At 60.2% G+C, this 14,314-nt stretch carries 14 protein-coding genes and 1 pseudogene; 13 read left to right on the top strand and 2 right to left on the bottom strand.

What is annotated here, in order from left to right:
• Positions 1-18 precede the first annotated feature (18 nt).
• Entirely contained in the window at positions 19-1,164 is a 1,146-nt protein-coding gene (locus E8M77_RS00675) for an FAD-dependent monooxygenase (protein WP_137128678.1), read from the top strand.
• 114 nt (positions 1,165-1,278) lie between these two features.
• On the opposite strand, the pseudogene E8M77_RS00670 reads toward E8M77_RS00675, so the two are convergent.
• Positions 1,279-1,701: pseudogene (locus E8M77_RS00670) on the bottom strand (methyl-accepting chemotaxis protein); the annotation flags it as partial.
• 161 nt (positions 1,702-1,862) lie between these two features.
• Here E8M77_RS00670 and E8M77_RS00665 point away from each other — a divergent pair.
• The 12 genes from E8M77_RS00665 to E8M77_RS00610 all read left to right on the top strand — a co-directional run bounded on the left by E8M77_RS00665 (position 1,863) and on the right by E8M77_RS00610 (position 13,366).
• Positions 1,863-2,216, top strand: a complete 354-nt coding sequence (locus E8M77_RS00665; protein ID WP_137128677.1) for a hypothetical protein — start codon at positions 1,863-1,865, stop codon at positions 2,214-2,216.
• A 46-nt stretch (positions 2,217-2,262) separates the two neighbouring features.
• The gene (locus E8M77_RS00660) at positions 2,263-2,508 is read left to right on the top strand and encodes a helix-turn-helix domain-containing protein (protein WP_137128676.1); all 246 of its coding nucleotides are present in this window, start codon (positions 2,263-2,265) and stop codon (positions 2,506-2,508) included.
• 176 nt (positions 2,509-2,684) lie between these two features.
• Positions 2,685-3,047, top strand: coding sequence for a hypothetical protein (locus E8M77_RS00655; protein ID WP_246659072.1), 363 nt, complete (start codon positions 2,685-2,687; stop codon positions 3,045-3,047).
• Positions 3,048-3,144: 97 nt separating this feature from the next.
• Positions 3,145-3,834: a helix-turn-helix domain-containing protein gene (locus tag E8M77_RS00650; RefSeq protein ID WP_246659071.1), complete on the top strand. Its 690-nt coding sequence runs from the start codon at positions 3,145-3,147 to the stop codon at positions 3,832-3,834.
• A 47-nt stretch (positions 3,835-3,881) separates the two neighbouring features.
• Positions 3,882-5,294, top strand: coding sequence for a PepSY domain-containing protein (locus E8M77_RS00645; protein ID WP_137128674.1), 1,413 nt, complete (start codon positions 3,882-3,884; stop codon positions 5,292-5,294).
• Positions 5,295-5,463: 169 nt separating this feature from the next.
• Complete coding sequence (locus tag E8M77_RS00640; RefSeq protein WP_137128673.1) at positions 5,464-5,667, top strand: cold-shock protein; 204 nt, start codon at positions 5,464-5,466, stop codon at positions 5,665-5,667.
• Positions 5,668-6,158: 491 nt separating this feature from the next.
• Positions 6,159-7,145, top strand: a complete 987-nt coding sequence (locus E8M77_RS00635; protein ID WP_137128672.1) for a BMP family protein — start codon at positions 6,159-6,161, stop codon at positions 7,143-7,145.
• A gap of 8 nt (positions 7,146-7,153) precedes the next feature.
• The gene (locus E8M77_RS00630; RefSeq protein ID WP_137128671.1) at positions 7,154-8,563 is read left to right on the top strand and encodes an amidase; all 1,410 of its coding nucleotides are present in this window, start codon (positions 7,154-7,156) and stop codon (positions 8,561-8,563) included.
• The gene (locus tag E8M77_RS00625) at positions 8,560-10,080 is read left to right on the top strand and encodes an ABC transporter ATP-binding protein (RefSeq protein WP_137128670.1); all 1,521 of its coding nucleotides are present in this window, start codon (positions 8,560-8,562) and stop codon (positions 10,078-10,080) included. Before E8M77_RS00630 ends, E8M77_RS00625 begins: the two co-directional genes overlap by 4 nt.
• The gene (locus tag E8M77_RS00620) at positions 10,070-11,119 is read left to right on the top strand and encodes an ABC transporter permease (protein WP_137128669.1); all 1,050 of its coding nucleotides are present in this window, start codon (positions 10,070-10,072) and stop codon (positions 11,117-11,119) included. Before E8M77_RS00625 ends, E8M77_RS00620 begins: the two co-directional genes overlap by 11 nt.
• On the top strand, positions 11,116-12,060 hold the full coding sequence (locus E8M77_RS00615; protein ID WP_137128668.1) for an ABC transporter permease: 945 nt from the start codon (positions 11,116-11,118) through the stop codon (positions 12,058-12,060). Before E8M77_RS00620 ends, E8M77_RS00615 begins: the two co-directional genes overlap by 4 nt.
• Positions 12,061-12,076: 16 nt before the next feature.
• Positions 12,077-13,366, top strand: a complete 1,290-nt coding sequence (locus E8M77_RS00610; protein ID WP_137128667.1) for an amidohydrolase family protein — start codon at positions 12,077-12,079, stop codon at positions 13,364-13,366.
• 72 nt (positions 13,367-13,438) lie between these two features.
• Here E8M77_RS00610 and E8M77_RS00605 read toward each other — a convergent pair whose 3' ends face one another.
• On the bottom strand, positions 13,439-14,278 hold the full coding sequence (locus E8M77_RS00605; RefSeq protein WP_137128666.1) for a Pnap_2097 family protein: 840 nt from the start codon (positions 14,276-14,278) through the stop codon (positions 13,439-13,441).
• Positions 14,279-14,314: the final 36 nt, after the last annotated feature.

Raw genomic sequence — 14,314 nt, 5'->3', positions numbered from 1 at the left:
CAGTGAAAGGACAAGACAATGAGCAATCCAGTCGAGAAGGTCGAAATTGCCGTCATCGGCGCCGGTCTCGGAGGCGCTGCGGCCGCAGCCCTTCTGGCGCAGGCGGGTTTCGACGTCCATTCCTTCGAGCAGGCACCGGCCTTCTCGCGCATTGGCGCCGGCATCCATATCGGCCCGAATGTCATGAAGATCTTCCGCAAGATCGGCCTTGAAAAGCGGCTGGAGGAGATCGGCGCCCATCCGGACTACTGGTTTTCCCGCGATGGAAACACCGGCGACTATTTCTCCCGCATTCAGCTCGGTGATTATGCCCGGCGCGAATATGGCGCCTCCTACATCACCATCCACCGTGGCGACATGCATGCCGAGCAGATTGCCATTCTCGACAAGGACCGTGTGCATTACGATCACCGGTTGACCGGCATCGAGGAGCGCGAGCGTGACGTTCTGCTGACATTCGCCAATGGCCGCCAGATTGCCGCCGATCTGGTCGTCGGCGCCGACGGCATCAACTCGATGATCCGCGAAATGCTGCTCGGACCCGAAAAGCCACGGTTCTCCGGCTGGGTCGGACATCGCGCCGTCGTCAGCATGGACAAGCTACGGGCATCCGGACTGCAGTTTGAAACCTGCGTCAAATGGTGGTGGGAGGCGTCGCGCCATATCATGGCCTATGCGACCAAGGGCAATGGCGACGAGTATTATTATGTCACTGGCGTTCCCGTGGATGGCTGGGAGCATGAGACGAGCTTCGTCGACAGTTCCCGCGAGGAGATGGAAGCCATCTTCGGCGGCTCGCATCCAGTCGTCCAGGCGCTGATCGATGCCACCGAAACCGTCACCAAATGGCCATTCTGGAACCGTGATCCCTTGAACCTGTGGAGCCAGGGCCGTCTGGTCATGCTGGGTGACGCCTGCCACCCGATGCGCCCGCATATGGCGCAGGGTGCCTGCATGGCCATCGAGGATGCCGCCATCCTGACGCGCTGCCTGGAGGAAAGCGGTCTGTCGGGCTATGCGGGAGCCTTCTCGCTCTATGAGGCGACGCGCCGCGAGCGAGCCACCAAGGTCCAGACGATTTCCAACGCCAATACCTGGCTGAAACAGCCGGAAGATCCGGCCTGGGTCTATGCCTATGATCCGCTGAGAGCTGCGCTCGGCTGATCGATAGCACACGAGGGCCAATGACATCGCAGTCGACAAAGAAGACCGCTGAGCAACGGGATTGCCCAGCTGTCTCCTATCTGCGGGACATGATCGTCAGACTTCCTTACAGGTCTATTCGGACATGGCACCGAACGCATTGGCGACCCGGCGACCCAGCACCTTTGCCGGAGAAGCGACCGGGCGCGGATTGCTGGAGGTCAGACGCACAGCTGGCTGATGCGCAGGTGCCCGGCCGAGATTGAACTGCGCGATCAGCTTGTTCAGTGCATCCGCCTCACTTGCAGGGCTGTGGCTGGCTGCCGTCGATTCCTCCACCATGGCCGCATTCTGCTGCGTGCCCTGATCGATCGTGTTGACGGCTGTGTTGATCTCCTGGACCTCGGCCACCATCACCTCAAGCGATTTGCCCGTATCGCCCACCAGCGCCACACCGGTTCGCACCTGCTCTCCGGACGTGACGATCAACGACTTGATTTCCTTGGCGGCAGTGGCGGAACGCTGGGTCAGTTCGCGCACTGCCTGGGCAACCACCGCAATTTCGCCTAATGTATAATACAGATCCGTACTTTTGTAATATTTCCCAGTATTTACTTCTGATTGATCAATATTCACTGCAAATCTATTCTATAGATAGCATCGGAAGGTCGCTATCGTTGCGGAGTTAATCCTGCTTACATCCCCATGAAGAGCGCACGATGAGCACCGATCAAAGCCATCCATTTCAAAATCGCCTACTAAGGGCCCTGTCAGGTGACGATCTCGGCATGATCTCGCCCTATCTGCACAATGTTGATCTCCAGTTGAGGCAGCCGCTGGAAAACGCACACGAAGAGATAGAATCTGTCTATTTCCTCGAAACCTGGCTCGGATCCATCGTTGCCGGCAAGCAGAGCGGCTCGGCGATCGAGGTTGGGGTCTTCGGACGCGACGGCATGTCCGGTACGGCTCTCATCCTTGGCGACACCGAAAGCCCGTTTGACTGTTTCATGCATGTCAGCGGCTCGGCTTTCAGAATTTCATCCGATGACCTGCGTACAATGCTTCCGTAAAGCGGCACGTTGCAAAATCTATTGCTGAGCTACGCTCGGGATCCTGATGGTCGACGACCGCACCGAAGAAGAGCATTTCCGCATCACGCACGAACTCATCGCCGTGATGCTGAGGGTTCGCCGGGCCGGCATCACCGTTGCGCTCAAGGTTCTCGAATCGCGCAGCATGATTAAATCCGAGCATCGCAGGATCACCGTGCTCGACCGACAGGCCTTGATCCTCCTGACGCGCGGGACCTATGGACCGGCCGAGGTGGAATATGGCCGCCTGAAAAGCATTTCCCTGGGATAGCCCGTCAAGCCCGGCCACTCAGGCTCGGTGGCGCACTGAAGACGCAAGATGCGGTGATTGGGAAAATTTCACCGCGGCACAACGTGCCGCATTGTGGCCGGCTGCGACAGACCTTAAAGATAGGCGACTGGGGACCGCTTCGCATGGTGTCAAACACGTCAGACTGGGGAAGATTTGTGCGCATTCTATGCGCCATTGCCCTTCTGTGCGTCGGCTTTGCCCACAAACCACCCCTGGTTTCGAGCACAGCATCCATTGCTGACCTGGCATCCTACATGTTGCCGGATGGAACGGTGCCCATACTGTGCCTGACCGGGGAAAGCGACGGGACGAAACATCCCGGAGATCATATCGGCAATGGCTGCGAGGTCTGTCGTTTGGCGGCCTGCGCCATCCTGCCGACACCAGCCGATTCCATCGGTGAGGCACTCATCGTTGCGACAGACGTTCAGCTGCCGATCCGTCGCGAAGCCTTTTACCGTCAGCTTTTTCCACCCAGCGCACCACCACGCGGTCCGCCTGCCGGCCTGATTTCCTGAAACCGCCGCTGCCCCGTGCAGCAGCCCTTCAGTCGTCGCCGGCAAAACGCCCCGCATCGGGGACCGTATTGTCCGGCTGCATGTCGGATAATACATCATGTTCAACAGGACTTCCCTGGGCGAAATCTCGCCCATATTGCCGATCGACTTCCTGATTCCGGACGAAACGAAGCGATTATCAACCGCTTGCAGGCTAGTTGCGCCACGCACCAAACTATTGCTGCGTGACTTTCCACAATCGATGGACTTTCGTCTCAAGGATGGCTGTGTCGCTCTCTACCAATCGCTTGGAGACGGTCGCCGCCAGATCCTGGACATTCTTGGACCGGGATCGCTTCTCGGACAGTCGATCGGCAGCGTCGCAGCATGCAAGGCCGAAACTCTCACCTTCACGCAGATCGAGCCAATCAGTGCGCCGCTGACAGATCAAGCCGTCGGCACTGCGCTGAGGGAGTTGCTGACGCGCGCTCAGGCACTTGCAACATTGCTTGGCCGCAAGACGGCACCGGAAAAAGTTGCATCGGCCATGCTCGACCTTTCCGAACGGTTCGCGCTGCTCTCTAGGGATGACAGACCAGGCCAAACGACGTTCCGGCTCTACCTCACCAGGGCCGATCTTGCCGATTGGCTCGGGCTGACGCTCGAGACGGTTTGCCGCTGTCTTGGCAGTTTCAAGCGCAGCGGTCTCATCGCCTTCACGCATCCAGAAATCATCACCATCACGGACGAGGACACCTTGCGCCTCATCGCCGCTGGTCAGGGCACACAGGCCAAACAGGCACCCTGACCAGCCTGAAAGCATTTCAACCAACCATATCATCGGGGGATATCATCATGACCATGACAACCGCGCAGTCCGAGAGGCGCGTCGATCAGGCGTCCAGCCGATCCTTTTACTTCCTGGCCTGGCGCTGGCATTTCTATGCCGGCCTCTATGTCGCGCCCTTTCTTTTGGTTCTTGCCGTCACCGGGCTGACGATGCTGTGGACGAGTGTCATTTCGGGCCGCGACGGCGAGAAATACTACACCGTCACGCCAGCACAGGTGCAGACCGCTGTGTCTGCGCAGGCGGATGCGGCAATCGCGGCCATTCCGGGAGGCACAATCGTTCAGTATATTGCGCCGCGCGAGATAGACGGCGTCGCCATCTTCCGGGTCAAGACAGAAGATGCCGCCTCCATGGTCGCCGTCGATCCTTATACCGGCACGGTGGTGGACAGTTGGGAGCGACGCAACGGGCTCTATGATCTGGCCGACGAGATCCATGGTACGCTCCTCATCGGCGATCTGGGCGACAGGCTGATCGAAGTGGCTGCCGGCTTCGCTATCGTGTTGATCATCACCGGCCTCTATCTCTGGTGGCCACGCGACGGAAAGGGCCTGGCGAGTGTTCTCGTGCCGCAGTTTGCTGCGCGCGGTCGCCTGTTGTGGAAGTCACTGCATGTCACGATAGGCTTCTATATCTCCCTGATCCTGATGGTATTCCTGCTGTCAGGCCTGTCATGGGCCGGCATATGGGGCGACAAGTTCACTCAGGCCTGGAGCACATTCCCGGCAGCCAAATGGGACAATGTGCCTTTGTCCGATTCTACCCATGCCAGCATGAATCACGGCGGCATCAAGGAAGTGCCCTGGACGCTGGAACAGACGCCAATGCCGATGTCCGGCTCTTCTGCCGGCAAGGCAGGACTGCCCGAAGGCCAACCGGTCACTCTGGATGGCATTGTCGCATTTGCCCGCTCGATCGGCTTTGACAACCGGTTCCAGCTTGGCTTTCCTTCAGGCGAGACCGGCGTCTGGACGCTGTCGCGCGATACGATGAGCAATGACAGCGCCAACCCTCTGTCTGACCGAACCGTCCACATCGACCAGTATAGCGGCAAGGTTCTGGCCGATATCGGTTTCAGCGATTACGGCGTACCCGGCAAGGCCATGGCTGTCGGCATCGCCTTTCATGAAGGCGATATGGGCGTATGGAACATTGCTCTGGTGACATTGTTCTGCCTGTCGATCATCTTCATGTCTGTGAGTGGAATGGTCATGTGGTGGAAACGGCGCCCGGCGGGCGCCTCGCGGCTTATGGCGCCTGCGGTGCCAGCAGACATGAAACTCTGGAAGACCGGCGCAGTCATCATGATCGCTGTCTCCCTGTTGTTTCCGCTGACAGGGGCGGTGCTGCTTGGCGTTATCGCACTCGACTACCTCTTCATCAGCCGAGTCAAACCGCTGAAGCGCGCCTTGAGCTAGGACCAGGTGGCGGTGAGGGGGAAAGAAAATGCACGAATGACCCATCGACAGCGCTTTGAAACGCGCAAATTGCCTGTGATCGCCGTGCTGGCGGTTGAAGGGCGGCCAAACGCGCTATAAAGAGTTTAACGCCGAAGCAAACGGCGACGGGATTCAAAAAGGAACAGCGATGCCCACCGGTACTGTGAAGTTTTTCAACGACGACAAGGGATTTGGCTTTATCACACCGGAAAACGGTGGAACGGACGTATTCGTTCACGTGTCTTCCCTGCAGCGGGGCGGCTCGCTGAGAGAAGGCGATAAGGTCAGCTTCGAAATCGGCCAGGACCGCAAGACGGGCAAGTCGAAGGCCGAAAACGTCACCGTGCTCTAAAAGCACGTTCGACCAGCGTCCGCGTTTTGGTCAGGCTGAACGCCTTCGCGAAGGCAGATGCGGCAGTCAGACTCAGAGCGCGGGCGTGAGCACCAGCTTTTGGCTAGGCTCGGTGGGCGGCGGGACAGCGTCCCGCCTGCCAACTCCCTAATGTTTGGCGATCGGCTTGGCAATCTGACGGTGGCGCAAACCCCTTGTCACGATTGGCGCACTTGCCATGACACACCCAAGAATGGGTCGAAAATTCAAAATTTTCAGATACTTGTTGTGCGTTTTGCAGGCATGTCCTTTGCCCGCACAGAGCTGCGGTGTCGGCATCGTGCAACCCCGACATTGGCCAAGCGCCCGACAGCCGGCATCCGGGCATAGCGCGCATTCAGTCACAAAATTCGCACCCCTAAAATGCTCATTTTATGAACGCGCTGCGTGCTTGACACATTTTTAGGCTGGCCCTAACTATTTCACCAACTGGTAAAAAAAGGGGACCGGAGATGACAAAGCAATTCATGATGTCGAGACGTACGGTGCTGGCCTCGGGCATGGCCCTTGGCGCAACTGCGCTTGCACCCAGCCTGCGGGCCGCAACGCCGATGAAGGTCGCCGGCATTCATGGATCACCGGTCGAGAATGCCTGGAACTCGGTTCTGCACAAAGCCCTGCAGGATGCCGCGAAGGAAGGCGTGATCGAATACGTGTTTTCCGAAGGCGTATCCGGCACCGATTATCCACGCGCCATGCGCGAATATGCCGAGCAGGGCGCCAAACTGATCATCGGCGAGACATTTCCTGTCGAAAAGCAGGCCCGCGAAGTGGCCGCGGATTATGCGGAAACCGCCTTCGTCATGGGATCGAGCGGCAAGCAGGCCGGTGATAATTTCGGCGTCTTCGGCACCTGGAATTTCGATGGCGCCTATCTGGCCGGCATGCTGGCCGGCAAGATGACCAAGTCCAACGTCGTCGGCTCGGTCGGCGCCATGCCGATCCCGGAAGTCAACATGCTGATCAATGCCTTCGGTGCCGGCGTCAAGGCGGTAAACCCGAATGCCAAGCATCTCGTCACGTTTATCGGCACCTTCTTTGATCCGCCAAAGGCCCGCGAGGCAGGCCTTGCCCAGATCGATGCCGGCGCAGACATCCTGTTTGGCGAACGCATCGGCACGGCGGATGCCGCCAAGGAACGCGGCATCAAATCGGTCGGCTCGCTGATCGACTATACGCCCCGTTACCCGCAGACCGTGTTTGCCAATGCCCTTTGGAACTTCCGCCCGATCCTCAATGCCGCCCTTGCCGATGTGGCGGCCGGCAAAAAGACCGGGCGCGATTACACCGCCTATGGCCTGATGAAGGAAGGCGGCAGCGACATCACCTTCGTCAAGGGCGTGGCCCCGGCAGATGCAGAAGCGGCCATGGAAGCCAAGCGCGCCGAGATCAAAGCCGGCACGTTCGAGGTTCCAAAGATCATGGACGAGCCGAAGTAAGCGCTGCGATGCAAGATGATGCAACCAAGCTGGCGCAGGCGATCGCCCATGGCCGCCTGACCAGCACGCAAGCGATGCAAGCCTCTATCGCGACAGCCGAAGCCATGTCTCACTTGGGCTCCATCGCCTATCTGGATGCGGAAAAGGGCATAGCCTCCGCAGCAACCATAGACGCGATGCCACTGGACGCGCCTGCCCGTGCCGCCATGACCTTTGCCGGCGTGCCGACGCTTGCAAAGGATCTGGGAGGCCCGTTCGCGGGCTTTCCGGTGGTGGCCGGTTCCAAACTCATGGCGCGCCGTGGCGGGCTTGTCGATTCAGATCTTGCGGCACGCTTTCGCGGTGAAGGCTTTTGCGTCTTCGGCCTCACCACCAGCCCGGAATTCGGCCTTGCTCTGGCCAGTGAACCGCAGATCGGCCCGATCTGCCGCAATCCGCTCGACCAGACGCGAACCGCCGGCGGCTCATCCGGTGGATCGGCAGCAGCCGTTGCATCCGGCATTGTGGCGATTGCCCATGCCACGGATGCCGGCGGCTCCATCCGCGTGCCGGCGGCCTGCTGCGGCCTTGTCGGCCTCAAGCCCAGCCGTGGGGCCATGCCCGCCGGCCCCAGTTTCGGCAATAACCTCGGCGGTCTGGCAACAGAACTCACCGTCGCCCGCTCAGTGCGTGATATTGCAAGTCTGTTTTCCGCCATCAGCGGCACGGCGCACGGCCCCTTTCCGCCCTATGTACCGACGCCGGCCAGCACGGCAAAGCTTCGCATCGGCATTCTGACCGACACCGGCACCCGCTTCCCAACGCAGTCGGACCGTCTCGCAGTCATCGAAGAGGCAGGGCGGGCGCTGGAAGCTTTGGGCCACCAACTGGTGCCGATTGATTTTTCGCTCATAGAGCCGCCAGCGACGGCCAGTGGATCGGCATTCCTCAATATCGCCAGCGCAAACCTTGCCGAAACCATCTCGCGGTTCAATCTGGATGCTTCGAAAACCGAAATGCTGACACAAGCGGTGATCGAGCGCGGCCTGTCAATGTCGGCAACTGATCTCTGGCGCAGCCTGAATGCCATGGTTCTGGTCAGCCGCGATCTCTGGCGGATATTCGAGGACATTGATTGCCTTCTCTGCCCGATGCTGTCTTCGAAACCCCTGCCGATCGGCTCTTTTCCCAGCGATCATCGCGATACGGAGCTGCATTTCGACCGGATGGCAGCCTTTGCGCCGCTTGCAACGCTTGCCAATGCATCCGGCTTTCCGGCCATCACCCTTCCCTTCGGCGCAGATGAGGAAGGCCTGCCGCTTCCGGTGCAGATCATGGCGCCGATGGGAGCAGAAAAACTTCTGCTATCGCTGGCCGCGGATCTCGAACGGGAGGAACGCTGGCAGCACCGATTTCCCATTGCCGGGCTTGGCGCATGAGTGCGGCGGTGCTCGAGATCCAGCATGTCAGCAAGCGGTTCGGTGATAACCTTGCCAATGACGATATCTCACTCTCCTTGCAGAAGGGCGAGATCGTTGCGCTTCTGGGCGAAAACGGCGCCGGCAAGACCACATTGATGAGCATTCTCTTTGGCCACTATATGCCAGATAGCGGTCGCGTAGTCATTGATGGACAGGAGCTGCCGCCGGGAAAGCCCCGCGCCGCCATCCGCGCCGGCATCGGCATGGTGCACCAGCATTTCTCGCTGGCGCCCAACCTGACTGTTCTCGACAATGTCACCACCGGCACGGAAAGCCTGTGGTCCTTTCGCGCACGCAAAGGCGAGGCACGCCAAAAGCTTCTTTCCATTTCCGAGCGCTTCGGCCTCAAGGTCGATCCGGATGCAAGGCTTGGTGATCTGTCCGTCGGCGAGCAGCAGCGGGTCGAGATCCTCAAGGCGCTTTATAACGATGCCCGCATTCTTGTGCTGGATGAGCCGACAGCGGTTCTGACGCAGATCGAGGCACAAAAGCTGTTCTCGATCCTCAAGGACATGGCAGCCCAGGGCCTTTCGCTGATCTTCATTTCGCACAAGCTGGACGAGGTCATGAATGCCGCCGACCGGATCGTGGTTCTTCGCGGTGGCCGGCAGGTGGCAGAACGCAAGGCCGCTGAGACGAGCAAGACGGAACTTGCCGAACTCATGGTGGGGCGCACAGTGACACGCCCTCAGCGGGAAGCCTCCACACCCGGCGAAATCGTGCTGGAATCTGCCGGCATCACGGTGCGGGAAAACGGCGTGGATACGCTGAAGGCCGTGGATTTCCGGCTGCGGGCCGGCGAGGTGCTGGGCATTATCGGCGTCTCCGGCAATGGCCAGACGGTCCTGGCGCAGCTCCTGTCTGGAACGCGCGCCCGCACCAGCGGCGATCTCCTGCTGTTTGGCAAGCCGATAGATACCTTGAGCGTTGCTGACGCCGTGTTTGCCGGCATTGGCCGCATTCCCGAAGATCGCAACAAGGATGGCGCGATCGGCGAAATGGCCATCTGGGAAAATGCTATTCTGGAACGTCTTCCGGCCTTTTCGCGCCACGGTCTGGTCGACCGAAAATCCGGCATGGCCTACGCGCAAAAGATCATCGACCAGTTTGATGTGCGCGGTGGTACACCTTCAAGCCGCATCCGGCTTCTGTCGGGCGGCAATATGCAAAAGCTCATCCTCGGGCGCAATCTCATCAACCGCCCGCGCATCCTGATTGCCGCACAGCCGGCGCGTGGCCTGGACGAAGGCGCGGTGGCCGCCGTGCACGAACGCATTCTGGAAGCCAGACGTCAGGGTACGGCGGTTCTACTGATCTCCGAGGATCTCGACGAGGTGATGGCGCTCGCCGATCGCATCCAGGCAATTGTCGGCGGCAGGCTTTCGCCACCCATTCCGGCGGAAGAGGCCTCGGCGCAAAAGCTCGGCCTGATGATGGCGGGCGAATGGGCGCAGGAGTTTTCCCATGCGGTTTGAACGGCGCGAGCACCGCTCCCTGACGCTTGTCATCGCAACACCGATCCTTGCCATTATCGCCGCACTGGCGCTTTCCGGCATCCTGATCGCGATTGCCGGCGCGCCGGTTCTGGAAGCCTATTGGCGCATCCTCAAAGGCGCCTATGGCTCGAGGCTTTCCACGACCGAAACCCTGACGCGTGCCACGCCGCTGATGCTGACGGGCCTTGCGGCTGCCGTCGCCTTTCGCGCAAGGCTTTGGAATATCGGCGCCGAAGGCCAGCTTTATATCGGCGCCATCGCCGTAGCAGCCGCCAGTTCGCATCTTCTTGGCGGTCTGCCGGCATCGATCCAGATCCCGGCACTGCTGGTCATTGGCGCTCTTGCCGGCATGGTGCTTCTGCTGATCCCGCTCTGGCTTCGGCTGCGCTTTTCGGTCGATGAGGTGGTCACGACGCTGCTTCTGAATTTTGTCGCCGTGCTGTTTGTTTCCATGCTCATCGATACCGTATTGAAGGACCCCACCGCCTTTGGCTGGCCGCAATCGCAATCGGTGGCAGATGCCGCCATGCTGCCGAAGCTGCTCAGCCGTTCGCGCCTGCATCTGGGTCTGGCCATCGCCGTGGTTCTGGCATTTCTCCTGCATGTCATCCAGTCGCGCACCGTTTTCGGCATGCAGTCGCATGCCGCAGGCCTCAATCCGGCGGGCGCCGTGTTTGCCGGCGTGCCACTGGGGCGCACTCTGGTCATCGTCGCCTGCATGTCCGGCGGCCTTGCGGGCCTTGCGGGTGCCGTCGAGGTTATGGGGGTCAAGGGCTATGTCACGACCGATCTTTCGCCGGGCTATGGCTATTCCGGCATCGTGGTTGCCATGCTCGCCAACCTCAATCCTCTCGGCGTGGTGCTGGCTGCTCTGTTCACCGCCACCATGTTTGTCGGTGCCGACGGCATGAGCCGTGCCATGGGCATTCCGAGCTATATTGCCGATGTCACGGTGGCGCTTTCGCTCCTCACCATGCTCGTTGCCCTCTTCTTCACGCAATACAGGATACGCCGATGAGCGCGATCGCCGATATCATCGCCTCGGCAGGCCTCTGGGCAGCGGTCCTGCGTATCGCAACGCCGCTGATCCTCGGCACGCTTGGCGCGCTGTTGTGCGAGCGGGCCGGCGTGCTCAACCTTGGCATCGAAGGCATCATGACCTTTGGCGCGATGATCGGCTGGCTCTCGGTCTATAATGGCGCCGATCTTTGGACCGGCCTCATGATTGCAGCGCTGGCCGGCGGCCTGTTCGGCGGGCTGCATGCGCTTTTGACCGTTACGCTCGGCCTGTCACAGCATGTGTCCGGCCTTGGCGTTACACTGTTTGCCTCAAGCTTCAGCTATTATGTCTTCCGGCTGCTGGTGCCGGTTGCCGGCACGCCGCCGACGATCACGCCCTTCCAGCCGATTGCCATTCCAGGCCTTAGCAACCTGCCCTTCCTCGGCCCGGCCTTCTTTTCGCAGACGCCGCCGACCTATCTGGCCATCGCGCTTGCCCTGTTGCTTGCCTATATGCTCTTTCGCACGCCGCTTGGCCTTGCCATTCGCATGACCGGCGAAAACCCGCATGCGGCAGAAGCGCAGGGCATCAATCCCATGGCCATTCGCTACGGCGCCGTCATGACAGGCTCTGCGTTGATGGGCATGGCCGGCGCCTTTCTGACGCTATCGGCCTTCAACAGCTTCTTTCCCACCATGGTGCAGGGGCGCGGCTGGATCTGCATCGCGCTTGTCGTCTTTGCCTCCTGGCGACCGGGCCGGGCACTGATCGGCGCGCTGCTGTTTGCGCTTTTCGACGGCTTTCAATTGCGGCTGCAAACGGCGCTGGGCGGCATTGTGCCCTACCAGCTTTTCCTGATGATCCCCTATATCCTCTCCATCGCAGCACTTGCCGTGATGGCAAGGCGCGCCCGCGTTCCGCAGGCACTGATGCAACCCTATAGGCGCGGCGAGCGCTGACCAAAGGACATCCACCATGTTCGACCTGATCATCCGCAACGCCAATCTGCCCGATGGCCGCAAGGGTTTTGACATCGGCCTTACTGGCGGAAAAATCACCGCAATCGAACAGCATATCGATGCGGCTGCCGGCGAAGAGATCGACGCCACGGGCCGGCTCGTCAGCCCACCTTTCTGCGATCCGCATTTCCACATGGATGCAACCCTGTCACTCGGCATGCCGCGCATGAACGTGTCCGGCACGCTGCTGGAAGGCATTGCCCTCTGGGGCGAGCTGCGCCCGCTTTTGACAAAAGAAGCCTTGGTGCAGCGGGCGCTGCGCTACTGCGATCTCGCCGTCAGCCAAGGTCTTCTCTTCATCCGCAGCCATGTCGATACGTCCGATCCGCGTCTGGTGACAGCGGAGGCCCTGATTGAGGTGCGCGAACGCGTGGCGCCCTATATCACCCTGCAACTGGTGGCCTTCCCGCAGGATGGCTACTACCGGGCCGAAGGTGGCGTTCAATCTCTCAACCGTGCACTCGACATGGGCATTGGTATCGTCGGTGGTATCCCGCATTTCGAGCGCACCATGGAGGAAGGCCGGCTGTCTCTCGAGGCGCTTTGCCGCATTGCCGCCGAACGCGGGTTGCCGGTGGATATTCATTGCGACGAGACCGACGATCCGATGTCCCGCCATATCGAGACGCTGGCGGCGGAAACCATTCGCCACGGCTTGCAGGGAAGGGTTGCCGGCTCGCACCTGACCTCCATGCACTCGATGGACAATTATTATGTCTCCAAGCTCATTCCGCTGATGGCGGAAGCCAAAATCAACGTCATCCCCAATCCGCTGATCAACATCATGCTGCAGGGACGCCACGATACCTATCCCAAGCGGCGCGGCATGACGCGCGTGCGCGAACTGATGGATGCCGGCCTCAACGTGTCCTTCGGGCAGGATTGCACCATGGACCCCTGGTACTCGATGGGTTCGGCCGACATGCTGGAAGTGGGGCATATGGCCATCCACGTGGCGCAAATGGGCGGACTGGAGGACAAGAAGAAGATCTTTGACGCGCTGACCGTGAATTCCGCAAAGACCATGGGTCTGCAAAACTATGGTCTCGATATCGGCTGCAATGCCGATCTCGTCGTGCTGCAGGCCGCCGATGTCATCGAGGCCCTGCGGCTGAAGCCGACACGTCTCTTGGTCGTGAAGGGCGGCAAGGTGATTTCCCGCAGCGCACCGCGCATCGGCGAATTGTTCATCGACGGTCGCCCGGCCAGCATCGATCCCGGCCGCGACTATGTTCCAAACTATTGAGACGAAAAGACTTTCGCGCAGATGGTAAACCGTTGAATGACGCGTTTGGATGAATGACGTCGATCGGGGGACCTACCCAATCAATGCCCGCACCAGCACCGAACCGTCCGTTCTTTGTATGACGCAACGGTTCAGCAACGGACGATCGGGTGAGCGATAGCCGGAAATGCGCAAAGTCTCGCCAACGTCGGTATTGCCGGAAAACAGAACTGACACCGGCTGATCAAGCCTCTCCACGGCTGCCTGCCCTTCCCAATGAAAGAGGGCACGGCCAAGCAGACCCATATATTCGGCAAAATACAAAAGGCCCGCACCGTTGAATTCTTCAAGCGGAGAGGGGTGGAAATGCATCTCGCAGTCGGGCTCATGGTCCGGCTCGTTCCAAAGGCGCAGTGCCACCACATCCTGCGTCAACCGGCTCTCGAACAGGCTGCCGTCTGTCTGGAAATGGCGCACGAGCGAGCGCTTGATGGAACGGTTGCCCTGCCCGCTGCGCGCCACGAAAACCGATTGCAGCACGACAGACCCGATATCACGGCCATCGATCTGCAATCTGTGCAGGCTTTCCATGCGCGTGTCGGAGGTCGCATAGAGCTCGGACTGGATTGACAGTACCGCATTGGCGCGTCCCCTCGACAATCCGGCATGGATCTTCAGGGCCGAAATGGCGGCATAGGCCTCGCCACCGTCGGGCGTGCGGAAATCGGCTGTCTCCAGCCCCAGACGCCGCGCCAGAAGCAGCCAGTGCCTATGTCCCAACTCCTTCAGCAGCCAGGTCCGCGACAGGCCCAAGGGGGTGAGATGCGGCATGCCGAGCAGGATCTTGGGGGTCAGCGCCGCATCAACCAGCGCCGCCACGTCGGAGCGGGGAGCGCAAAGCCCTTGCAGAGGATGGCGCGGCACGAGGTTCATATCAAACCTCCTTTTCTCGGGCTAAGGGCCAAGCGA

It is taken from the genome of Rhizobium sp. FY34 (genome assembly GCF_005222845.1).
Lineage (GTDB): Bacteria > Pseudomonadota > Alphaproteobacteria > Rhizobiales > Rhizobiaceae > Neorhizobium.
The sequence above is the reverse complement of the archived record's forward strand: the minus strand, read 5'-3'. Positions and strand labels throughout refer to the sequence as shown.

Coding starts and splice junctions, on each gene's coding strand:
- E8M77_RS00650 (WP_246659071.1), top strand. CDS start 3,145: ATGTTCAACAGGACTTCCCTGGGCGAAATCTCGCCCATATTGCCGATC.
- E8M77_RS00605 (WP_137128666.1), bottom strand. CDS start 14,278: ATGAACCTCGTGCCGCGCCATCCTCTGCAAGGGCTTTGCGCTCCCCGC.
- E8M77_RS00625 (WP_137128670.1), top strand. CDS start 8,560: ATGAGTGCGGCGGTGCTCGAGATCCAGCATGTCAGCAAGCGGTTCGGT.
- E8M77_RS00660 (WP_137128676.1), top strand. CDS start 2,263: ATGGTCGACGACCGCACCGAAGAAGAGCATTTCCGCATCACGCACGAA.
- E8M77_RS00630 (WP_137128671.1), top strand. CDS start 7,154: ATGCAAGATGATGCAACCAAGCTGGCGCAGGCGATCGCCCATGGCCGC.
- E8M77_RS00665 (WP_137128677.1), top strand. CDS start 1,863: ATGAGCACCGATCAAAGCCATCCATTTCAAAATCGCCTACTAAGGGCC.
- E8M77_RS00635 (WP_137128672.1), top strand. CDS start 6,159: ATGACAAAGCAATTCATGATGTCGAGACGTACGGTGCTGGCCTCGGGC.
- E8M77_RS00620 (WP_137128669.1), top strand. CDS start 10,070: ATGCGGTTTGAACGGCGCGAGCACCGCTCCCTGACGCTTGTCATCGCA.
- E8M77_RS00675 (WP_137128678.1), top strand. CDS start 19: ATGAGCAATCCAGTCGAGAAGGTCGAAATTGCCGTCATCGGCGCCGGT.
- E8M77_RS00640 (WP_137128673.1), top strand. CDS start 5,464: ATGCCCACCGGTACTGTGAAGTTTTTCAACGACGACAAGGGATTTGGC.
- E8M77_RS00610 (WP_137128667.1), top strand. CDS start 12,077: ATGTTCGACCTGATCATCCGCAACGCCAATCTGCCCGATGGCCGCAAG.
- E8M77_RS00645 (WP_137128674.1), top strand. CDS start 3,882: ATGACCATGACAACCGCGCAGTCCGAGAGGCGCGTCGATCAGGCGTCC.
- E8M77_RS00615 (WP_137128668.1), top strand. CDS start 11,116: ATGAGCGCGATCGCCGATATCATCGCCTCGGCAGGCCTCTGGGCAGCG.